Below are 23,552 nucleotides of genomic sequence, written 5' to 3' on the forward strand. Positions count from 1 at the left end.
AATTTTTAAAATGAAAAAACTATACATGCTATGGTTATTGTTGGTTATTGTGGGAACTTCCTACGGACAAACCATTACCATAACAGATGCGCAGAACAACGAACCGGTGGAGTTGGTTACCCTTAGCGCAAATTCAAAATTATATGTTACCACAAATGCCAAAGGCAAGGCTGATGTTTCAGCATTTAAGAATGCCGAAAAAATTGAAATACGCAGTCTTGGCTATAAAACGGTGGTAAAGAGTTATAGCGAGCTGGAGGCAGAGGGGTTTTCTCTTTCGCTTGAAATTTCAAACTTAAATCTTGACGAGGTAGTTATCTCTGGATCTCGATGGCGGCAGAGCAGTGATGATGTTCCGTCAAAAATAATTTCTATTTCATCGAAAGATGTAGCCCTTCAAAACCCACAGACAGCCGCCGACTTATTGAGTATTTCTGGGAAAGTATTTGTTCAGAAAAGTCAGCAAGGTGGAGGCAGCCCCATGATTCGTGGTTTTGCAACAAGCCGTTTGTTATATTCTGTGGATGGCGTTAGGATGAACACGGCAATTTTCCGTTCCGGAAATCTTCAAAATGTTATCAATCTGGATCCTTTTGCCATTGAAGGCACCGAGGTGCTTTTTGGTCCCGGCTCAGTAATTTACGGTAGTGATGCCATTGGGGGGGTAATGAGTTTTCAAACCTTGACGACACGACTTTCACTAACCGAGTCGCCATTGGTAACAGGAAAGGCCAATGTGCGCTATTCTTCTGCCAACAACGAAAAAACAGGACATTTTGATGTGAATCTGGGTTTCAAGAATTGGGCATTTGTCACTAGTATCACGTCGTGGGATTATGACCATTTGCGCCAAGGAAGCCACGGGCCCGAAGAGTATATTAAGGATTATTATGTACAACGACAGGACAGCGTGGACGTCGTGATCTGGCAGGATGATAAACTGTTGCAGGTTCCCTCGGCCTATTCGCAAATAAATATGATGCAGAAAATTCGCTTTCAACCAAATGAGCGTTGGGACTTTCAGTACGGATTTCATTATTCGGAAACTTCACCTTACGGAAGGTATGACAGGCATACGCGTGTTCGCAATGGCACTGCCCGTTATGCCGAATGGGATTATGGCCCGCAGATTTGGATGATGAATAATTTAAACATAAACCATACTGCAAACAATTCGGTTTTTGACCAATTGAGCCTTCGCTTGGCACACCAGTGGTTTGAGGAGAGCAGGATAGACCGCTCGTTTAACAGTAATGAACGCAATACACAAAGTGAAGAAGTGGGGGCTTACTCCGCAAACCTTGATTTTATAAAGGGTACGGGAGAGCGGAATACTCTTTTTTACGGTGTGGAATATGTGCTGAACGATGTAAATTCCAAAGGAGAAGTAACAGATGTTCCAACAGAAGTTTCTGTAACTGGGCCGGCTCGGTATCCAAAATCCACGTGGCAGTCAATGGCTGTATATGTAACCGACGAGTTTAAAGCAGCCGATAATTTCACATTAAGTGCTGGCGCACGCTACAACTATGTGTTGTTGGACGCTGAGTTTGACACTACTTTTTACCCCTTTCCCTTCACAGAAGCCAATTTAAAGAATGGCGCGCTTACCGGGAGCATTGGTGGGGTATATCGTCCAGACGATTCGTGGGTAATAAGTGCCAATTTGGGAAGCGCGTTTAGAGCGCCAAATGTAGATGATGTGGGAAAAGTTTTTGATTCAGAACCTGGTAGCGTTGTTGTTCCCAATCCAAATTTGAAGCCTGAATATGCCTACAATGCAGACTTAGGAATTGCAAAGGTTTTTAATGATGTTATAAAAGTAGATGTTACTGGATATTACACATCCCTCAAAAATGCCTTAGTGCGCAGGGATTTTAAATTGAATGGACAGGACAGCATTATATATCAGGGCGAATTGAGCCAAGTGCAAGCAATTCAAAATGCAGCCGTGGCACATGTATATGGGGTGCAGGCAGGCGTGGAGGTGAAATTGCCCAAGGGTTTTGGCTTTTCAACAGATGTAAACTTTCAGAAAGGTGAAGAGGAATTGGACAATGGAGAAACCAGTACTTCACGCCACGCTTCACCATTTTTCGGTGTTTCGCGCTTAAATTATAAAGCGAATAAGTTGCATATGGAGCTGAACGTGAATTATCAAGGGAAATATGATTTTGACGAGTTGCCCGAGGGAGAAAAGGAGAAGACGGAAATCTATGCGCTTGATAAAAATGGAGATCCGTATGCCCCCGCTTGGTACACCCTTAACTTTAAGGCCCTTTATAAGTTAACGGATACCTTTGATGTGAGTGGCGGGATTGAAAATCTTACCGATCAACGTTATCGACCCTATAGTTCGGGAATTTCGGGAGCTGGAAGAAATTTTATTCTTTCAATTACGGCACATTTTTAGTTTAATTTCCAAAGGTTGGGGACAAAAAAATATGTGGGTTTGTATTCACATTTTTTATATATTTGGATCGAGCCTTATGGCTTATTTCTCCCCACTTAATTTGAGAAAACCCGCACTGTTATGGTGCGGGTTTTTAAATTAATAGTGAATTTAATGTGAGTGATTTAAAAAGCCGATGTAAGGATATTTTTTTGGAATTTTTGAGTAATATTGAATTCCCACAAAAGAGAAAATAGATTTCACCTTATCATTTTCCCTACAAAACAGAATAATTTCCTTGTTGTTCTCCCGTGCCTTTTCCGAAGCAATATAAAGCATATAAGCCCCTGCCTGGTCAAATTTTTCCAGGGCATCCAGATCAATGATTAAGGATTGGGTTTTGTCCAGTGCGGCTTCAATTTTAAACTGAACCTCCGAAAGGTTGCCACTGTATAATCTGCCTTCTAAACTTAAAAAACGGTTGGTTAAAAAACTATGCAATGTCATGCTAAGTGATTAAAATTAATGATCACATAGGTTTGCGTAGGAATTTAAGGGCGATTGTGATTTAGGACAGAAATTTTGATTTGTGAATTTACAAAATGATTTTCAATTGGAAGGGATGAATGTTGTGCGAAGATAGCTACCTAATGCATTTTTTAATTCTATTTATCCAAATGATTATAAGTAATCGTAATCCACTTCTTTTTAATAGTTTTGCAACCTCAAAATTTTGATATGATTTCAATAGATGGTTTAGCGGTTGAGTTTAGTGGTGAAACACTTTTTAGCGATGTCTCCTTTGTAGTGAACGAAAATGACAAAATAGCGTTGATGGGAAAAAACGGCGCCGGAAAAAGTACGATGATGAAGATTATTGCCGGTGTACAAAAACCCACCCGTGGTAATGTGCGCGCTCCAAAAGATGCCGTAATTGCATATTTGCCACAGCATTTATTGACGGATGACAGCTGTACAGTTTTTGAGGAAGCTTCCAAGGCCTTTAAGCAGATTTTTGAAATGCGGGACGAAATGGACCGCTTGAACAAAGAACTGGAAACCCGAACCGATTACGAGAGTGATGAGTACATGACCATCATTACCAAAGTGGCGGAATTGGGAGAAAAATACTATGCTTTGGAAGAAATAAATTACGAGGCCGAAGTGGAAAAGACGTTGCGTGGCTTGGGCTTTAAAAGAAGTGATTTGCACCGCCCCACATCAGTATTTAGTGGTGGGTGGCGTATGCGTATTGAGCTTGCCAAACTGCTGCTTCAAAAGCCCGATCTTATTTTGCTGGACGAGCCCACCAACCACGTAGATATTGAATCTGTAATCTGGTTGGAAGATTTTTTACTGAATAAAGCAAAAGCGGTTATTGTTATTTCTCACGACAGAAAATTTATAGATAACATTACCAACCGGACCATTGAAGTTACAATGGGGCGCATTTACGATTATAAGGCCAACTACAGCCATTATTTGCAATTGCGTGCCGATAGGAGGGCGCACCAGATAAAGGCGTACGAGGAGCAACAAAAATTTATAGCCGAGACCCAACAATTTATTGAGCGTTTTAAGGGTACGTATTCCAAAACCAATCAAGTGAATAGCCGCGAGCGGATGCTGGAAAAGCTTCAGATTATAGAGATTGACGAAATAGATACTTCGGCTTTGGCACTTCGTTTTCCACCTGCCCAGCGCAGTGGGGATTATCCTGTAATTGTGGAGGGAATGACCAAAAAATACGGCGACCATGTGGTTTTTAAAGATGCCAATATGAGCATATCGCGTGGCCAAAAAGTGAGTTTTGTGGGAAGAAACGGTGAGGGAAAATCTACCATGATAAAAGCCATTATGGGTGAAATAGATTTTGAAGGAACCTGTGCCTTGGGGCATAATGCCAAGGTAGGCTATTTTGCACAGAACCAGGCCGCACTTTTAGACAAGGAACTCACCGTTTTTCAAACTGTCGATGAGGTTGCAAAAGGCGAAATACGCACCCAAATAAAAAATATTCTTGGTCGCTTTATGTTCAGCGGTGATGATATCGATAAAAAAGTGGGGCTGCTTTCTGGTGGGGAAAGAACCCGTTTGGCGATGGTGAAGTTATTGCTGGAGCCTGTAAATGTGCTCATTCTCGATGAGCCTACAAACCATTTGGATTTAAAATCGAAAGATGTTTTAAAAGAAGCCCTGCTTCAGTTTGATGGCACCTTGATTTTGGTTTCCCACGACCGCGATTTTCTTCAAGGTCTTTCCGAAAAAGTATTCGAATTTAAAGAAAAACGCATTATTGAACATTTTGAAACCATAGACGATTTCCTTCAAAGAAATAGAATTGAGAATTTGAAGGAGATTGATTTGAAGGTTTAATCGGTGAATTAAAAGCTTAGTTTTTAAAATTTTAGAGGTGTTTTTATTATTTATTACCTTTAGAAATAAAAACTATGAAAAAACCAGACTTTTCAAGTTTAAAAGCACTCTATATCAATTGTACCCTAAAACAGTCCCCGCGGATGAGTCATACACAGGGCTTGATGGATGTTTCGCAAAAAATAATGAAAGCCGAAGGGGTTTCTTTTGAAAACATTCGATTTGTGGACTATGCTGTTGCATATGGCGTATATCCAGATATGACCGAGCACGGAGCCAAGGAAGATGCCTGGCCGGAAATTTGGAAGAAAGTAGATGCTGCCGATATTCTGATTATTGGAACTCCTATTTGGCTGGGCGAAAAATCCTCTGTGGCCAGTAAATTGATTGAAAGGCTGTATGCAATGAGCAGTCTTCAGAATGAAAAGGGGCAGTATTATTTTTACGGAAAGGTAGGCGGTTGCATCATTACCGGAAATGAAGATGGAATAAAGCATTGTGCTATGGGCATTCTCTATGCCTTACAGCACGTGGGCTACAGCATTCCGCCACAGGCAGATTGTGGTTGGATAGGTGAAGCCGGCCCTGGGCCAAGTTATCGGGATGAGGAAAGTGGCGCGAAGAATAATGATTTCACCAATAGAAATACAACCTTTATGACCTATAATCTCCTCCATTTGGCAAAAATGCTGAAAGAGCAGGGAGGGTATCCAAAATACGGCAATTCCCGAAAAGATTGGGATGATGGCACTCGCTGGAATTTTGAAAATCCTGAATACCGCTAAATTCATTTAAATGACTTGGGCATAATCATTGTACAGTTTATTTAAAAAATTACAGATTATGAAAAAGCGTATCTTTTTATTTATAGCCCTGTTTTGTTTTACCCTTAGTAGCTTGAATGCACAGAATAAAACCACGAAAACGCAACCGACAGCAGAGACAGAACAAACTCAAACAGAAATTTTATTGAATTCCAAAAACTTTGAGTTTATTGCAAATACAGCAATTCCATTAAGCGGCCCCACAAAAAATTTAGTTGGAAGCAATTATTCCATAACCTTTACCCCTGAAATGGTGACAAGCAATATGCCTTTTTACGGCAGAGCATATAGCGGAATGATTATGGGCCGAGATAAAGGCATGCGTTTTAAGGGAAAACCTGAAGATTTTATTATAACGAGTGCAAAAAATGGTTATAATGTAACTACTACTATAAAAGGAGAAACTGACATTTACGTTATTTCAATTTCAGTGGGATACTCCAGTTTTGCCACACTTTCCATTAGCAGCAACGATCGTGGCACCATAAGTTATCAAGGAGAAATTGTTAATAATGAATAATATTGATTTTAACAATCTAACAATCTAACAATCTAACCATCTAAAAATCTAAAATGAGTCTATTCAATAAAATATTGGGAAATGCCAGCGAAGTTTCCTCAGAAAAACTAAACGAAAAATACGGACGTCTTTTAATTCAGGGCGAAGTGGTAGAACTTGGTTTCAAACTTTTCCGCGATGTGTTTATGTTTACCAATAAACGGTTAATTTTGATAGATGTTCAAGGTTTAACGGGAAGTAAGGCGGAGTATAAATGTCTTCCCTACAAACACATTTCGCGATTCTCTTTGGAAACTGCGGGCACTTTTGATCTGGACGCCGAACTGAAGATTTGGATAAGCAGCGAAGACTTGCCAACGGTGAGTAAAAAGTTCAACAAGAGCATAGATATTTACGAAGTGCAGAAATATTTGGCGGCAAAGGTTTTATAACACCAATTCTGCAAAAAGTCGTTTTAAGGTAGCTTCCAAATTATCACTAAAGCCATTATGGGGACGTGAAGTTTGAAGTGAAGAACTGCGTTGGGCAGTAAGCCAGCGGAATCTGTCGGGTTTTTCCCATTGGGCCACGGGGCCTCCGTCTTTGGAGCCTGAACATATTTTTTCAAAAGCCTTTAAATTGTTTTCAATCTCTTCAACTTCCAATTCGCAGGAAAAGAGTTTTAACTTTTCGGTGTCAATTTGGTGTTTGCAATTCAAATAGTTGGCTCCTTTGCAGAAAAGGATTATCCCAACATTCAGGAATTCCTCGCGTTCCACGCGGGGCACCAAACGTATTACCGCATATTCATACAAGTGTTTCCCGGGCATCCTGAATCTGTTTTACAAAGTTGTTCGCATTGTTTCTTCTCGTCACCAAAAACTGGTAATATACTTCCCTGATTTCTTCCGAAGACATTTCAAAACCTTCCCAATCGAGCCAATCTGCGGGAATAAGATCAGTTATTTCGCGAAGTTTTTTATCTGGCAAAAGCGCAATCATTTCTTCATTAATTTCTTCAATCAACGCAGCTTGTGGCAAAAGCACGTGATCTTTAATATAAGGAAATGGCGTAACAGCCGCTTTTTGCCAATTGCTCCAAGAATGATGAAAATAAAAAGTAGCGCCGTGATCTATCAGCCAAAGTTCCTTATGCCAAATAAGCATATTGGTATTTTTTACGGTTCTGTCAATATTTGTGGTAAAAGCATCTACCCATACAATTTTGGAAGCCAAGGTTTCATCAACCTGTGTTACTACGGGGTCAAATGTTAAAGCTCCCGAAAGAAAATGCAGTGCCAGATTAAGTCCGCGGCTGCCCTTTAATAGATCCTGTATTTCCTCGTCGCCTTCACTTCTGCCAAAAGCTTCGTCTAAATTTGCGAAAACAAGCTCGGGAATTTTTAAGCCTAAAGTTCGTGCAATTTCGCCACCCAACAATTCGGCAATCAACGCTTTTGTGCCGTGTCCTGCCCCGCGAAATTTCAAAACATATTTAAAATCATCATCCGCTTCGGCCAAGGCTGGCAGCGAACCGCCTTCACGCAAAGGGGTTATGTAACGTGTAACGTTTACGGTGCGGAGCTCTATTTTATTGGTTGCCATTGCCTACAAAATTAAGTTTATTTGTGAATATGAGGTACCATTCTGTAGAGATGTTTTTTTATCCCTTAAAATTAGAATCCAATATTTTTTGAAAGTTTAAATTCGTATTTTGCTAAAATGTGAAACCTTAAACTAAAAGCTATTGGATTTAACCATTGAAAACATTTTACTTGTTGGCTCGTTACTACTTTTTATAAGCATAATAGCAGGTAAAACTTCTTATAAATTTGGTGTTCCCACTTTAGTACTTTTCCTGGGAATAGGAATGCTTGCCGGTGAAGATGGTATAGGCGGCATCAGTTTTGACGATCCGCAAATCGCTCAGTTAGTTGGTATTATTTCATTGAATTTTATTCTTTTTTCAGGAGGTCTTGACACTGATTGGAAAGCTGTAAAACCAATTATGAAAGAAGGTTTTGCACTTTCAACGTTGGGGGTTTTACTTACCGCTGTTGGCTTGGGAACCTTTGTTTATTACGTTACAGATTTTACCATTTATGAAAGTTTGCTTTTGGGGAGTATAGTGTCATCAACAGATGCTGCTGCGGTGTTTTCCATTCTGCGTTCCAAAAATCTTACGCTTCGAACCAATTTACGTCCCACCCTGGAAATGGAAAGTGGGAGTAACGATCCCATGGCCTATGTGCTTACAATCGCTTTTTTAGTTTTGGTAATCAATCAGGATAAAGGATTGGTGTCTATGATTCCACTGTTTTTTCAACAAATGATTATTGGAACCATCGCTGGGTTTGGCTTTGGAAAGTTGAGCAAGGTTATAATCAATAAAATCAACTTGGATTTTGAGGGTTTATATCCCGTGCTCGTCATCGCGCTAATGTTTATAACCTTTTCCGTAACCGATTTTGTGGGCGGCAACGGCTTTTTGGCCATTTATATTTGTGCGGTCTTTTTGGGGAACCAGTACTTAATCCACAAAAAGACCATTCTTAAAATGTATGATGGGTTGGCGTGGTTGATGCAGATTGTACTTTTCTTGACGTTGGGGCTTTTGGTATTTCCATCGCAGATTGTTCCTGTGATTGGTATTGGACTTTTAATATCGTTGTTTTTGATCTTTGTAGCACGTCCCGTAGCGGTTTTTATGAGTTTGATTCCTTTTAAGATGAAATTGCGGAGGCGTTTCTATATTTCTTGGGTGGGTTTACGCGGGGCAGTGCCGATTGTGTTTGCAACCTATCCATTATTGGCGGGAATCGATAAAGCGAATATGATTTTTAACATTGTATTTTTTATTTCGCTGACCTCCATTTTAATTCAGGGAACTACGCTTTCCGTAGTCGCGAAATGGTTAAGGGTGAGTATTCCCAGTGAAGAGAAAAAAATATCTCCTTCTGAAAAATTTCTTGAGGAACATCCCAAAACCGAAATGCGGGAAATTGGTATTGCAAAGGGGAACAAGATAGTCGGTAAAAAAATTGTGGATATTGAATTCCCAAAAACCGCAATTATCGCAATGATAAAAAGAGACGACAAATACATCACTCCCAACGGAAACACGGTCATTAATGCAGATGATGTGCTCATCGTGCTTTCCGAATCAGAAAAGGGAATCAAAAAAGTCTTCAAGGCATTGAAAATCCAAGAATTTTCAGCTGCCTAAATTTGAATAAGGGGTTTTGTAGATACTTTTTGAATCATATTTTCTAGCATCCTCAGCGGCCTCCAATTCTTTTTCAGAATAATTTAAATTGAAATGGGGCAGAATTTCACTTTCAAATTTATTGGGAAACGAAGGGTATTCCAAAAATAAATTGTTTCCGAGCCGAAATTTTTTTGCAGTGTTTTTATGCGCTTCAACCATTGCGAATAGATAATTTTCCAATGATTCAAACTGCTTTTCTTCGTCCAAAAAATAATTTTGCAGCAAATTGGTGGGATGATAAAACCATTCCACAAACCCACGGCCAGATTTTAAAAGGCTTGCAACCACTTCCTCCGTTTTTCTATCTATAAAAATCCAAGGAACTTCGGGATATGCTTTTTGGAAAAGCTCGATAAAGAATACATTCCATGATGTAAGTTTGAAAACAACTTGTTCGGCTTCGGCCAGCGGCCGTAAATAGCTTTCAATGATAATTTTTAAACTTTTTAAAAGTATTTTTTCTTCCAAATTGTAAAATATTGCCGATAACAACAATCCGTTTATGGCCTCCGTTTCGGAAACAACCCTTGTCTTTTTGGAAGCGCGAAACATATTTGCCAACAGCGTTGAACCGCAATGGGAAGTGTGAAAAATAAAGCCTTTTAGCGGTAATAATTCTCTGTTTTCTGAAATGGTTTCCGCAGTTAAATCGAGTTCTTTTCGCTTGGAATTTTTAGAGCGCACTACAGGAACTGCATCATTAAAAAAAGGTGAATCAAATACTTCTGCGGGCAATTTTTCAAAGATTGTAACGGGGGCTTCCAATATTTGGGTATAGACTGGAAAGTATACTGTTTTCAATAATAAAATATTTCAAATTACAAAACGTGAAACTACAAAATGTGATGCAAAAGCAATTAAAATATTTTAAACGAAAGAAATATTTTCGGTTAACTTTGAAAATGGTTTAAATCACTGACTTAAAATTTTAATTATGTGTAAACAGCTACTACTTTATTTTCTTCTATTTACTGTTTTACAGAGCGGGTTTTCACAGGAAATTTCAATCGGCAAACGCGATAAGGTTTTTTCTGAAATTCTTCAGCAAAACAGGGAGTTTTCAGTCTATTTTCCACCTTCCTATAATATTGCGGTTAACCAAAAATATCCCGTGCTTTATATTTTGGACGGCGATTACAACTTTCAATACGTTGCTGGAATTTTGGAGTTGCAGGGCGGAATCAGTGAAGTTATTCCAGAAATGATATTAGTGGCAATTTCAGGAAAAGGGACCAACGAGTACCGCAAAAACTGCAAACCAAAAATTGAAGGCGTGGAAGATAGCGGCAATGCCGAGGAAATGGCAGGTTTTATTGAAAAGGAATTGATTCCGTATGTAAACAAAAACTATAAAACGGCAGATTATAAAATTCTTGGCGGCCATTCCGTGGGCGGTATTTTTGTTATCAATACGGCAATAAACCATCCCGAACTTTTCAATGATTATATCGCCATAAGTCCCGCGCTTTGGTGGGGCAAAAATGCGATGGAGGATGTAATTGAAAACACTTGGGGCAAAACCGGAAGCACTACGGCTAGTGTGTATATTTCACTCGCCAACGAACAGGGGATGGGCGTAAATGAATTCATCAAAAAGATTCCTAAAAATATGATGGGTAAAAACATACATTTTCAAGAGTTTCCCAATGAAATCCATAATTCCGTTGGGCTTCCCACCTATAAATGGGCACTGGGCGATATTTTCAAAAACTGGTATGTAAAGGAAGAGTATTTTGATTCTGCGGAAGCTTTAAAAAATCATTATTCCGAAGTGAAGAGACAATATGGCAGTATTTTCAATATTCCATATACCATTGTTGGAAATACCCATTATATGCTTCAAAAAAATGAAAAGGAGCGAGCAAAAGTGCAAGCTGCTCTAAGGGAGCTCAATCCAAATGCATTGGTTCTTTTTAATACGTATAGAGCCGGGAAACTTGTGGACAATAAAGATTATGCTGAAGCCGAACAGCTTTTAAATGATGCTTTGACCATCAATCCAAACAATTTTGACAGTTATGATGTTTTAGCCCGGATTAAAATGGCAAACGGTAATACTGCCGAAGCAAACGAAACCATTGATAAAGCTTTAGGTTTGGCGAACAAACAACAGGCAAGACAATGGCAAATAAATGAGTTATTGGAAACTAAGGCCGAAATAAATAAAAAGCCGTAGTTTTATTGAGAATATTATTATGAAAATACTCTTTAAAATAGCGCGAATTATAACAGTTCTAATTCTTTTCGGAATGGTTATGGGTTGTGATGACCCCAAGGAAATAAGCTCTTTTGACCCAAACCATTGGGAAGACCATTATGCGGAAATTCCCAAGAGTGATTCGTTACAATCTGGAAAAACCTATTTGAGTATCTATTCGCATATTTATAGTTTTACTTTGGAAAAATCGCAAAATCTCACTGCAATGGTCAGCCTTCGGAATGTAAGCGATGGCGATACCATTTATATTTCAAAAGCAGATTATTACAATACCAAAGGAGAATTGATACGTAGCTATTTTGAAAAACCAATTCAACTTAAACCTTTGGAAACCGTTGAAATCGTTATAGACGAAACGGATGAGCACGGAGGCAGCGGCGCCAATTTTATTTTTGAATGGACTACAAAAGCAACAACTCCCGAACCCATTTTTGAAGCAGTTATGACTTCGCTGCGGGGTTCGCAGGGATTGAGTTTTACAACACAGGGCAGAAGGATTGAGTGAAATATGAATTACGAGCGACGAATTACGAGAATGACGAAAGTGGAAATTAGAAATACGAAGTAAGAATACCGAATCCCGAATCCCAAATCAACCAAAACAATTTTGAATTCTGAATTCAAAATTGTTTTCGTTATTTTTGAAGCAAAGAAGAATTTAATGAAAATAGTTATATCCCCAGCAAAAACGCTGGATTTTGAATCAAAACTTCCCACTGCCCGCGCCACCCAGCCCAAGTTTTTGGAGGAAGCCGAAATGATAAACAACAAGCTGGAGCGTAAAAGCAAAAAAGCGATAGGTAAGTTGATGGACATCAGCGATAAATTGGCCGAACTCAATTACCAACGTTATAAGGAATTCCAGACTCCTTTCACAAAACAAAATGCCCGACCAGCAGTCTATGCCTTTGCTGGCGATGTTTACGCGGGTTTGGACGCTTATACCATTCCTTCGGAAAAGATTGATCTGTTGCAGGATTCCCTCCGAATCCTTTCGGGAATGTACGGAATGTTGCGTCCGTTGGATTTGATTCAGCCCTATCGGTTGGAAATGGGCACCAAACTTCCTATGAATCGTAAAAAAGATTTGTATGCTTTTTGGAAAAAAACACTTACCGAAACTTTGAATAACGAATTGGAAGAAGGCGAGCTTTTCTTAAATCTTGCCAGCGTTGAATATTTCAATGCCATTGATGAAAAGAAATTGAAAGTGCCCGTTATCTCGCCAGTTTTTAAGGATTTCAAAAATGACAAACTGAAAATAATTTCGTTCTTCGCCAAAAAAGCACGTGGCAGTATGAGCCGTTTTGCGATTGATAAGAATGTAAAAACCTTGGATGAATTGAAAGCGTTTAATTATGATGGTTATGGTTTCAGTGAAGAATATACTGAAAAGGAGAGTGAGCCTGTTTTTATTCGATAAATCTAAAATCTAAGTGTCCAGAAATCTAATAATCTAGATATCTAAAATTTGTTCCACCACATCCACCCATACCCGCCATTTATTCCCGAAAATGCAACCAAACTGATAGTGGGAACCCTTCCGCCACCACGTTTCACAACCGGGGAATTGAAAGAGGGCGATGTGGATTTTTGTTACGGCAGCCGCGACGGACAATTATGGTTGATTTTGGATAAAATATTCGGCTTGGATCTAAAATTTGAAACCACAGCCGAAGCAATTAAGCAACGCGAACATTTTTTAATAAAAAGAGGTATCGGAATCTGCGATATGGTGGCTTCTGCCAGAAGAGAAAAAATTGATGCTTCAGATATTGGAATGTTGGAAGTGGAACTGCGCGATTTGGTTGCCGTGCTTCAGCAAAATCCTAAAATTGATACGTTGCTTTTCACGGGCGGAAATAGCAAAAACGGTCCGGAATATTTCTTCCGAAGAAAACTGAAAGAGTGCAATATTTCCCTGAAGTTGGTTTCAAATAAGGTGCCTCGAATCCATACATTTCAACTTCCGGAAAATGGCAGAACTGTAAAAACAGTTTCATTAATAGCACCATCAGGAGCAGCTAATAGAGCTGTTGGCAGCCTTTCAGCCTATAAAAAAATGAAAGATGAATTCCCCGAAAAAACTACGATAGATTTTCGGGTGGAACAATACCGTCCATTTTTTTAAACATTAAACTTGAGACAGGAATAACAATCTGTTAATAAACAACTTACGGCCAATTAATCGCTGGGCCTATTGCTGGGCTTTATTTGCAGCTAGAAAAAAATCCCCAATATTTCATAAATTCTGTTGCCTTATTATTTGGCAATTACTACAATTTAGATTATTTTTAACGACATTTTAACTTTTAATTTAAATTATCAATTTATGAAGAAAATTACATTATTACTCTTGCTGGTTTTTTTTGCCGCAGGAACTACTTTTGCCCAATGTATTGTGACGACACCGTATTTGACGGTGAACTCCAATAATAGTGGCAACGTTCAGACTATTTCTACCTGTAGTTATGGGGGGGATTACAATACTGTAAATGCCCTTATCATTGGAGCAAACTATCGCTTTACTTCTGCTGCGGGTTATGTGACAATTACAGATACAAGTAACAATGTACTGGGATTTGGTCCAACTCCAGTGACAATCAATAACATTTCAGTTGCCTCTATCAGGTTGCACAACACTACTAGTGCTGCTCCTGCTTGTGGAACTGATACTTCTTGTCACACTACAACCATCCAACGACTTATTCCGCCGCCGGCCAATGATCTTTGTGTGAATGCTATCAATATAGGTTCTGACGGAACTATTGCTGGAACAACATTAGGGGCCACTGTAGATAGCGCAGGAACTTGTAACGGTGTTACTAACACTGTTGCTGGGGTATGGTATTCCTTTACCGATGTTACGGGAGTAGGTTCAACAGTAACCATAAATACGTGTTCTGCCATTGGATATGACACCAAACTTTCAGTATATACAGGAAGCTGTGGAGCCTTTACTTGCGTTACTGCTAATGATGATGCAGGTGCCGCCTGTGGTATCAGCAGTGTAAGAAGTGAAGTAACCTTTACTACTGATGGTTCTTCTACCTATTACGTGTTGGTACATGGATTTAGCACCACTGGGAATTTTGAATTAAATGTATCTGGTTTGCCAACATTAGGCGATCCGCCAGTTATTGCTTGTCCATCTAATATTACTGCAAACAATGCGCCTGGCCAATGTTCAGCGGTTGTAAACTTTACTGGAGTAGCTTTTGATACCGAAGATGGAAACATCTCTGGCGATATTGTTGCCACCCCTCCAAGCGGAAGTGATTTTCCTGTAGGTGATACTACTGTAACCCTTTCGGTAACTGATAGCGATGGAAATACTTCGACTTGTAATTTTATCGTTACTGTAATAGATAATGAATTACCAGTAGCAGTATGCCAAGACATAACTGTAGAGCTCGATCCTGTTACAGGAGTTGCGAATATTACGGCTGCCGATGTGGATAATGGTTCGTCAGACAATTGTGGAATAGCTTCAATGACTCTTGATGTTTCTTCTTTTGACTGTTCCATGACAGGCGCTAACACTGTTGTTATGACTGTTACAGATGATTCTGGAAACATATCTACTTGTACTTCTACGGTTACTGTTGAGGACAACACCGCTCCTGAAATATTCTGTGTAGGTGGTTTTGGTACTTTTACAGAATCAGAAGATTTTGAAGCTGGCTTACCATCTGGCTGGTCAACTGTAGTTAATACAGGTACTTGCGATTGGATCAATAGTGGAGATATGCCTACCGGCGATGATTTCCCAACATTGGCAATGCTTTTTGATGATGATGACTGTGGTCTTGGTGCACCGGCAAGTAACGTAACGCTACTTTCGGCTGTGTATGATTTAACTGGAGCTTCAAACGTATCCCTTGGCTATGATGTTGCTTTCCAGGAGTCTGGAACACAAACTTTTACGGTTGAGGTTTTTGATGGTACAGCTTGGCAACAAATTGCCCTTTATGAAGATGATCTGGATCCAGACATCCAGACAGAAACTATCGATGCTTCTGCATATGCCAATGCGAATTTCCAAGTTCGTTGGACTTATGACGACAATGGCGGCGAATGGGGCTGGGGAGCTGGCGTTGACAACTTCCTGTTGAGCTACGATGCTTCCTCAGGAGGAGGTCTTGATGTCTTTCTAGATGCTAACGGTATGGCTAGTATAGACCCTATGGATTTGCTTGTAAACGTAAATGAAGCTTGTGGATATACTATTACTGCAGGTGGAGTAGGTGGCGGAACTATGGGATCGCTTTCTACTTTATTTACTTCAAACAACGGTGGATCACCTGGTTGGGCTGTTATGTACGACCTTACCGTAGGTCCAAATGACATCGAGGTTACTGATATTGATGTGAACATTGACGGTACCTCTACCTTCAACCTTGATATGTATACCTTAGTAGGTACCTATGTTGGTAACGAGACAAATGCTGCTGCATGGGGTTCTCCCGCGGCTTCTGGAACTGGAACCGGACTTGGAATAGACCAGCCTAGTAACGCAGTGCTTTCTACCCCGGTAGTTTTGAGCGCGAACACCACTTATGGTATCGCTATAGTGACCGACTCTGGTCAAAACTACACCAATGGTGATGGATCCAACCAAAACTTCTCGAATGCAGACCTATCATTGTCTTTAGGTACTGCCGTTGCAGGATTGTTTACTGGATCTGTGTTCTCTCCACGTGTGTGGAATGGTACTATAAACTATACTACAACTGGAGGTTCAGGCCTTGATTTTACTTGTGCAGATCTTGGTGAGAACCAAGTAGAAGTTACTGTTACTGACAATAGTGGTAACGAATCTACTTGTATTGCAATTGTAAACGTAATAGATCTTATTGCACCTGTTATTACTTGTGGACCTCCTGTAATTACTGAAACTGAAGAAGTAGACTTTGAAGGAAGCTCTATACCTAATGGGTGGACTACTCAGATTAATGCAGGTTCGCAGGACTGGACTTTTGGTTCCGGTGATATGCCCACAGGCACTGACTTCCCTTCTAATGCAGCCATCTTTGATGACGACGCTGCAGGTAACGGCGCAGTGAACAATGCTACGCTTATATCTCCAGTATATGATCTAAGCGGTGCTTCTACTGCCTCATTATCTTTTGATTATGCAATGCAAGAGTTCCTTGGTGATGGTACGCTTACTGTTGAAGTTTATGACGGTGCCGCATGGCAAGAGATCTTGTTTGTAGATGTGAGTACCAACCCAACCAATACAGGCGCTATTGATTTGGCGGCTTACTTAAACGCTAACTTCCAAGTTCGTTATACTTATGATGATGAAGGCGGCTGGGGCTGGGGTGCCGGTGTTGATAATTTCGAGCTTACCTATTCTATCGTTCCAACGAGCAACATTGTAGAAATCGAATTGGGTCCTGATGGTACTACTTCTGTAGATCCATACAGTCTTGTATCCAACATAGATGAAGCTTGTGGTATTTCTACAATCGCTGTAGATGTGCCAACAGTTAGTTGTGCTGATATAGGAGGTACGTTTATGATAACTGTATTTGTTAGTGATACTAGCGGCAACATTGCTTCTTGTATTGCAGAGGTAAGTGTAGTTGACAGACTTGCACCAGAACTTACCTGCCCAGCCGATCAAACCGTTGATCCGGGAGCAGGCAACCTGTTCTACATCTTGCCTGATTATTTCGCCACTGGCGAGGCAACAGCTGATGACAACTGTACAGATCCTGTGACTATCACAACCCAAGACCCGGCTCCTGGAACGGCACTTCCTGATGGAACTTATACCATTACGATGACCGCCACCGATGAGTACGGAAACACAGCTACCTGTGACTTTGAGCTTACCGTGGAAACTGTTCTTGGCGTGGATACCAACTCACTGGAGACCGGACTGGCACTATATCCAAATCCAGCGAGCAGCGTTGTGAACCTTGTCAACAAGACCAACATCTCCCTAGAGAAGATGATGATCTATGACATAAACGGAAAACTAGTAAACCAAACAGACCTTCGCACTATGCAAGGTGAAAGAGCAGTAGATGTTTCATCACTTGCTTCTGGAGTTTACATGGTACAGATTATTGGTGACAACGCAAGCACTGTGAAGCGCTTGATTAAAGAATAATCACCAAATAACCAACCAAAAAAGAAAACCCCCTCAGCTTTTGCTGAGGGGGTTTTTGATTATAGGTACTTCACTATTTACATCTTCCAATTATGTATCTTTACGGGTCGTATTAAAAATCAATAAAATGAAAAATGCAATTCCTTTATTTATATTAGCCCTTATGGTGGTGGCTTGTAAAAATTCCAAAGAAAAAGAAGACCCAAATCAAACTGAAGAACAAATGAATAAGATTGAAAATCCGTTACTTTCAGAAAGTACCTTACCCTATGGTGCACCTGATTTTTCCAAAATTAAGGATGAACATTTTAAAGCGGCAATGCTTGAAGGAATAGAACAACAAAAGAAAGCCGTAGAGGCAATTGCCAATTCTGAAGAGGAACCCACTTTTGAAAATACCGTCCTTGCCCTTGAAAAAAGTGGTGAATTATTAAATAAATCTTCACAAATATTTTATGCACTTGCAGCGGCAAATACCAATGAGATATTGCAGGCAGTGGAGGCAGAAATGGCTCCAAAATTTGCTGCCCAAAATGATATGATTTATTTGAATGATAAACTGTTCAAGCGCTTTAAAACACTTCACGATAAAAAAGAAGATCTAAATCTCGATGCTGAATCTTTAAAACTTTTGAAAGAATATTATGAGGATTTTGAAATAGCGGGCGCCAATCTCTCTTCGGCAGATAAAGAAAAGCTTAGGCAATACAATGAAAAAATTGCTACACTAACTACTAAGTTTGGAAGAACCCTTTTGGATGCCAACAATGCCGGAGGAGTTACTTTTACGGATAAAGCAGAATTAGCCGGAGTTGATGAAGATTTCCTAAAGTCCAAAGAACACAAAGACGGAAATGGGTGGACCATTCCGTTACAGAATACTACCCAACAACCTTTACTGCAATCCATGGAAAATAGGGCAAGCCGCGAAAAGCTTTTTAAAGCTGCATGGCATAGAGCAGACCAAGGTGCAAACAACACAAGCGAAATAATAAAGGAATTGGTGGAAGTACGGGCACAAAAAGCGAAACTTCTTGGCTTTAACAATTTTGCGGAGTGGAGTCTTCAAAAAACTATGGCAAAAACTCCTGAAAAAGTAAATGATTTTTTTAGCGGCCTAATTCCAGCCGCTACTGCAAAAGCAGAAGCTGAAGCTGCTGAAATACAGAAAATGATTAAAGCAAAAGGACAAAATTTCACATTAGAACCTTGGGACTGGAATTATTACGCCGAAATGGTTCGAAAGCAAAAATACGATCTCGATGAAAATCAAATAAAACCTTATTTTGAAATTAACAACGTATTGGAAAAAGGGGTATTCTATGCGGCAAATAAACTTTACGGCATTACTTATAAACCCAGAACCGATATTCCAACTTATCACGAAGATGTAAAAGTCTATGAACTTTTTGAAGAAGATGGCGAGCCATTGGGCCTTTTTTATACAGATTATTTTGCACGCCCCAGTAAGAGTGGTGGTGCATGGATGGACAATTTTGTAACCCAGTCTAAACTGTATAACAAAAAGCCCGTTATCTATAATGTGTGTAATTATCCAAAACCAGCAAATGGCGAACCTGCTTTATTGACCTATGATGAGGTGGAAACTATGTTCCATGAGTTTGGCCATGCGCTGCATGGGTTCTTTGCAAACCAAAAATATCCTTCCCTTTCAGGGACTGCAGTGGCGCGTGATTTCGTGGAGTTTCCCTCGCAGTTCAATGAAAACTGGGCGTTATATCCTGAAGTTTTGAAAAATTATGCCCTTCACTATAAAACAGGGGAGCAGATTCCACATGCCCTAATTGACAAAATTAAGAACTCGGGCACATTTAATCAAGGGTATAGTTTAACGGAAAATTTGGCTGCATCAAATTTAGATATGCAGTGGCATACTATTTCATCTGATAAAAAGATAGATGATGTAGATGCTTTTGAAAAAGAAGCTTTACAAAGAACTAAACTCGACGTAGTTCATGCGGTTCCTCCAAGATATCGCTCCACCTATTTCTCCCATATTTTTGCAGGAGGATATGCTGCTGGTTATTATTCCTATTCATGGACAGAGATGTTGCACCACGATGCCTACAATTGGTTTGAGAACAATGGAGGGATGACACGAAAGAATGGACAGCGTTTCCGTGATATGGTATTGTCTAGAGGAAATACAATGAACATGGAAGAAATGTATAAAAATTGGCGAGGAAGTGCTCCTAAAATTGGGCCTATGCTGAAGGCGAGAGGCTTAAAGTAAAATTGTAAATAAACCTCGAATTCACGAATGTTTTTTTAAAATTATTCGTGAATTCGTGGTTTTACATTAAATACATTTTAACTTTTTAAAGGAAATGTAATCCCCACTGCAAATGCTCCAGCGAATTGTTCCACAGATGGCTGGAAGTAATAAGAAAATCCTAAGTCAACATTATTGTTTTTTCCTAATTCCAATCCCAAAGCGAATGGAATATGGTAAATAACTCCTTTTCTATTTATGTATCAAAGGTTGTGATTGTTTCAAACTTTCCGATTGAAGCTCCTATTCCTATTTCCGTATAGGGGGCTACCCAAGGTATTGGAGCTCTTAATCTTACTTTTCCCCCTGCTAAAAATGCTTTTGATTCCGCTTTTTCATTAGTGGGATTGTTATTTATGTCTTTTCCATTTGAATTTGTTATAATAAAACCTGCATAAGGTCTCATTTCAAACCAAGAGGCTACCTTTAGTACTAATTCTCCCTGGGCCAAAAAACCTGTAGCAACTACATCATCAACGCTGTTATATGGTGCGCTAAGTCCATAGCCAACTTGGGCATTAATTGATTTTTCTTTTATGAATTGTGCTTTTAATAAATTTGAAGATAGAATTATTATTAACAGTATTATTGTCTTTCTCAAGGGAGTACAGCTCTTAATGTTATTACTTTTTCTTGTTTTTGGCTTTTTCTTTCTTAGGATGCACCAACTTCAACTCTTCAATCAAGTTGGTTGCGCCAGCGTATTTATCCACTATAAAAAGGACATAACGAATATCAACCATGATGTTACGGGATAGGGCAGGATCGTAATAATAATCGCTCATAGTTCCTTCCCAAACACGGTCGAAGTTTAAACCTATTAGATTTCCGTGGGCATCAATGGCGGGACTGCCGGAGTTTCCTCCGGTAGTGTGATTAGTACCAATGAAGTTAACAGGCATCTTGCCGTTTTCGCCATACTGTCCATAATCTTTTGTTTTATATAGATCGATTAGCTTTTGGGGAACGTCAAACTCGTAATCACCTGGTACGTATTTTTGCATTACGCCTTCCAAATGTGTAACGGGTTCGTAATAAATGGCATCGGCAGGAGAGTAGCCAGCTACTTTTCCATAAGTTACACGAAGGGTTCTGTTGGCATTAGGAAAAATGCGTGCCTCTTTCGGACTCAATTCGAGTAAAGCCTTCATATAATCTCGGTGAAGACCAGAGATATTGAGTTCCAGTTCTTCATATCTTGGGGCTACTTTATCAAAATAAGTATTAGCCATTTCCTGCACTACTTTAAAACCTGCATCGTTTTTTAGCTTTTCCATAACGGTTTCGGCATCACCTTCCAATAAGGCTTTTAAAGAAGCATAATCTACAAATGCAGAATTGCTGTAAACATCGTTCGTTAGCATTGCAGCATTTATGTTGTTAAAGGAAGAAGGCAAAAACTGGGCGGGTACATTTTTTGCGTAAAGTGCGATTAAGACTTCAAAAACCTCTTTGTCTACTTGCTTGCTGTAATCCTTGTAATGGCTTTCTGCACCTTCAATAAGATTATTTCTTCGATCTTCAAAAGATTGTGCGCCACGGTTTTCATACACCTGTTTCAATTGATATGTTTGGTATGCCATGCGCAGCAATTCTACATTGCGTATCACCGTTTCTAAAAAGTACTCCCTGGCCAAGGCATAAGGCTCAATTTCGGTATAGTATTGCTCAAATTGTGGCAAAAGCTGTCCATATTCCTGTTGTTTTCCTTTTATATTTATTTGTTCGGTAAGTTCGTTTTCTTGTTGTTTTTTAATGCCTACAGCATTGCTTTTCGTTAAACCAAGCGTTTCTCCTTTCCACTTTTTCCAGTAATTGGCAATGCGGGCAAATTTAGATGCATATTGAATTTTTATCTGCTGGTCTGCACGCATATACTTATCCTGAATGGCCAAAGCGGCATCGCGAATGGCGATACGGACTGGGTTTACTGTATTTATAACCTGTTCTATGGCAATGGAAGGTAAATACTCATCCGTAGTGCCGGGATAGCCAAAAACCAAGGTGAAATCGTTTTCTTCCACACCATCTAAGGAAATTGGCAAGAAGTGTTTGGGGGTATAGGGTACATTGTCTTCAGAATATTCCGCCGGACGGTTGTTCTTGTCTGCATATATCCTGAAAAGTGAAAAATCGCCTGTGTGTCGTGGCCAGATCCAATTGTCGGTATCGTTGCCAAACTTTCCAATTGAAGAAGGTGGGGCACCCACCAGACGAACATCCTTAAAGGTTTCTACCACAAAAAGCATGTATTGGTTTCCTTCGTAAAAGGTACGTACGCGGTTTTCTTGCCAAGACTCTTTTGGCGAAGTACGCACTATTTCGGCAATATTCTCTTCTATTTTTTTCTGTTTATCCGCTTCGCCCATCTCCGGGGTAATTCCTGTCATTACTTGGGTAGTTACATCTTCAATCCGAACCATAAAACTCGCGGTAACCCCTGGGTTGGGAAGTTCTTCTTTTTGACTCATCGCCCAAAAACCGTTTTCTAAATAATCATTTTCCAAAGAGGAATGGCTTTGAATCTGTGAATATCCACAGTGGTGATTTGTAAGCAAAAGCCCCTTGTTGCTGATTACTTCAGAAGTACAGCCTCCATTAAAATGTGGTACTGCATCTTTTAGACTTGCGTTGTTTACGTCATAAATGTCCTTGGCGGTCATTTTCATGCCAAGATTTGTCATTTCGGCTTCGTTCATCCCTTCTAAGAGCGAAGGAATCCACATGCCGCCTTGTTGTGCAAAAAGAGGAAAAGATAGAAGAATAAAAAATAGTCGGAACAGTTTCATTTGAATGTTTTTTTAATTGTTGCAATATACTAAATAGAAATATTTATGAACGACAAATTAAATATTCATAACGTTTTTGACGGTATGTTTTAAAACGAAAGAAGTCCGATTTTTTTAAATCGGACTTCATTTAGATTTGTTTTTGATAGTTTAATTAAAGGCCACAGTCATCTAGACAGTATTCAAAATACATAGCACAGCTATTGCCGCCATAAGGTAGACCTGCTGCCCAGCCTGTTTCTGAACCTGTTGGGCCATTTACTTCTGCATGCGCTGCAATACATAGACAGTTTGGTAAATCTGATAAAGGAATACTGTAGGTATAGGTAGTAGTTCCGTTCGGATGGCTTGCCGAGTAAGGGAAATGTCCAATACGTGGATTTCCGGATTTATTGGATGGCCGTTGGGAACAATCTCCTACAAAAAGGTGTGATGCGTTAAGGATCCAGTCCCCTTCCATGCTATAGGTGACCAATAGGTTGTCTCCGTAGATTGCAACCTCTACATTTCCAGAATCGTAATGTTGTCCTGCCATAAGATCAACTTGAACGCAATAACCGTCACTCGTAGGTTGCTCTCTTGAAGCCACAATATCATCAGGTTGATTGATTAAAAGATTGTCATTTTCGTTATCCTTAGAGCAACTGGAGAGGAAAATTACACCTAAAAAAAGAATAAGTAATTTTGTTTTCATAATATTTATCAATGTGTGGTTAGCCAACAAAAATAAATATATTTCAACACAAATAGACGAAATACATTAAATAAT

At 39.7% G+C, this 23,552-nt stretch carries 19 protein-coding genes; 12 read left to right on the forward strand and 7 right to left on the reverse strand.

Annotation, left to right across the window (positions count from 1 at the left end):
- The first annotated feature begins 10 nt into the window (after positions 1–10).
- Complete coding sequence (locus tag JK629_RS08865) at positions 11–2,413, forward strand: TonB-dependent receptor (protein WP_225625977.1); 2,403 nt, start codon at positions 11–13, stop codon at positions 2,411–2,413.
- A gap of 150 nt (positions 2,414–2,563) precedes the next feature.
- Here JK629_RS08865 and JK629_RS08870 read toward each other — a convergent pair whose 3' ends face one another.
- Complete coding sequence (locus JK629_RS08870; protein ID WP_202335283.1) at positions 2,564–2,899, reverse strand: STAS domain-containing protein; 336 nt, start codon at positions 2,897–2,899, stop codon at positions 2,564–2,566.
- Positions 2,900–3,130: 231 nt separating this feature from the next.
- Between JK629_RS08870 and JK629_RS08875 the strand changes: the two genes are divergently transcribed.
- From JK629_RS08875 to JK629_RS08890, 4 genes are all read left to right on the forward strand, one after another.
- Positions 3,131–4,768, forward strand: a complete 1,638-nt coding sequence (locus JK629_RS08875) for an ABC-F family ATP-binding cassette domain-containing protein (RefSeq protein WP_202335284.1) — start codon at positions 3,131–3,133, stop codon at positions 4,766–4,768.
- Between the two features lie 74 nt (positions 4,769–4,842).
- On the forward strand, positions 4,843–5,553 hold the full coding sequence (locus JK629_RS08880) for a flavodoxin family protein (RefSeq protein WP_202335285.1): 711 nt from the start codon (positions 4,843–4,845) through the stop codon (positions 5,551–5,553).
- 58 nt (positions 5,554–5,611) lie between these two features.
- Complete coding sequence (locus JK629_RS08885) at positions 5,612–6,112, forward strand: DUF4251 domain-containing protein (RefSeq protein WP_202335286.1); 501 nt, start codon at positions 5,612–5,614, stop codon at positions 6,110–6,112.
- A 53-nt stretch (positions 6,113–6,165) separates the two neighbouring features.
- Entirely contained in the window at positions 6,166–6,543 is a 378-nt protein-coding gene (locus JK629_RS08890; RefSeq protein ID WP_202335287.1) for a PH domain-containing protein, read from the forward strand.
- On the opposite strand, the gene JK629_RS08895 is transcribed toward JK629_RS08890, so the two are convergent.
- Together JK629_RS08895 and JK629_RS08900 are read right to left on the reverse strand one after the other, a co-directional pair.
- Positions 6,538–6,921, reverse strand: coding sequence for a DUF3037 domain-containing protein (locus tag JK629_RS08895; protein WP_202335288.1), 384 nt, complete (start codon positions 6,919–6,921; stop codon positions 6,538–6,540). The two genes, JK629_RS08890 and JK629_RS08895, sit on opposite strands and share 6 nt — an antisense overlap.
- The gene (locus JK629_RS08900) at positions 6,899–7,696 is read right to left on the reverse strand and encodes a HipA family kinase (protein ID WP_202335289.1); all 798 of its coding nucleotides are present in this window, start codon (positions 7,694–7,696) and stop codon (positions 6,899–6,901) included. The genes JK629_RS08895 and JK629_RS08900 overlap by 23 nt, the downstream gene beginning before the upstream one ends.
- Positions 7,697–7,838: 142 nt before the next feature.
- Here JK629_RS08900 and JK629_RS08905 point away from each other — a divergent pair, with 142 nt between their 5' ends.
- Positions 7,839–9,317 (forward strand): potassium/proton antiporter, encoded by a 1,479-nt coding sequence (locus JK629_RS08905; protein WP_202335290.1) that lies wholly within the window; start codon positions 7,839–7,841, stop codon positions 9,315–9,317.
- Here JK629_RS08905 and JK629_RS08910 read toward each other — a convergent pair.
- A complete protein-coding gene (locus JK629_RS08910; protein WP_202335291.1) occupies positions 9,306–10,160 on the reverse strand; it encodes a hypothetical protein in 855 nt (284 codons plus the stop codon). The genes JK629_RS08905 and JK629_RS08910 overlap by 12 nt on opposite strands.
- A 133-nt stretch (positions 10,161–10,293) precedes the next feature.
- Between JK629_RS08910 and JK629_RS08915 the strand changes: the two genes are divergently transcribed.
- The 6 genes from JK629_RS08915 (at position 10,294) to JK629_RS08940 (ending at position 19,955) form a co-directional block, all read left to right on the forward strand.
- Complete coding sequence (locus JK629_RS08915) at positions 10,294–11,535, forward strand: alpha/beta hydrolase-fold protein (RefSeq protein WP_202335292.1); 1,242 nt, start codon at positions 10,294–10,296, stop codon at positions 11,533–11,535.
- Positions 11,536–11,554: 19 nt separating this feature from the next.
- Complete coding sequence (locus JK629_RS08920) at positions 11,555–12,082, forward strand: DUF3124 domain-containing protein (protein ID WP_202335293.1); 528 nt, start codon at positions 11,555–11,557, stop codon at positions 12,080–12,082.
- Positions 12,083–12,238: 156 nt separating this feature from the next.
- The gene (yaaA, locus tag JK629_RS08925) at positions 12,239–13,000 is read left to right on the forward strand and encodes a peroxide stress protein YaaA (RefSeq protein ID WP_202335294.1); all 762 of its coding nucleotides are present in this window, start codon (positions 12,239–12,241) and stop codon (positions 12,998–13,000) included.
- A 48-nt stretch (positions 13,001–13,048) separates the two neighbouring features.
- Positions 13,049–13,708 (forward strand): uracil-DNA glycosylase family protein, encoded by a 660-nt coding sequence (locus JK629_RS08930; RefSeq protein WP_202335295.1) that lies wholly within the window; start codon positions 13,049–13,051, stop codon positions 13,706–13,708.
- A gap of 201 nt (positions 13,709–13,909) precedes the next feature.
- Complete coding sequence (locus tag JK629_RS08935; RefSeq protein WP_202335296.1) at positions 13,910–17,701, forward strand: HYR domain-containing protein; 3,792 nt, start codon at positions 13,910–13,912, stop codon at positions 17,699–17,701.
- Positions 17,702–17,828: 127 nt separating this feature from the next.
- A complete protein-coding gene (locus JK629_RS08940) occupies positions 17,829–19,955 on the forward strand; it encodes a M3 family metallopeptidase (RefSeq protein WP_202335297.1) in 2,127 nt (708 codons plus the stop codon).
- Positions 19,956–20,190: 235 nt separating this feature from the next.
- On the opposite strand, the gene JK629_RS08945 is transcribed toward JK629_RS08940, so the two are convergent.
- From JK629_RS08945 to JK629_RS08955, 3 genes are all read right to left on the reverse strand, one after another.
- Positions 20,191–20,595, reverse strand: a complete 405-nt coding sequence (locus JK629_RS08945) for a hypothetical protein (RefSeq protein ID WP_225625986.1) — start codon at positions 20,593–20,595, stop codon at positions 20,191–20,193.
- Between the two features lie 22 nt (positions 20,596–20,617).
- Entirely contained in the window at positions 20,618–22,783 is a 2,166-nt protein-coding gene (locus tag JK629_RS08950) for a S46 family peptidase (RefSeq protein WP_202335298.1), read from the reverse strand.
- Between the two features lie 154 nt (positions 22,784–22,937).
- A complete protein-coding gene (locus JK629_RS08955) occupies positions 22,938–23,477 on the reverse strand; it encodes a hypothetical protein (protein WP_202335299.1) in 540 nt (179 codons plus the stop codon).
- Positions 23,478–23,552 lie beyond the last annotated feature (75 nt).

The organism is Aequorivita iocasae (assembly GCF_016757735.1).
GTDB classification, from domain to species: Bacteria; Bacteroidota; Bacteroidia; order Flavobacteriales; family Flavobacteriaceae; genus Aequorivita; species Aequorivita iocasae.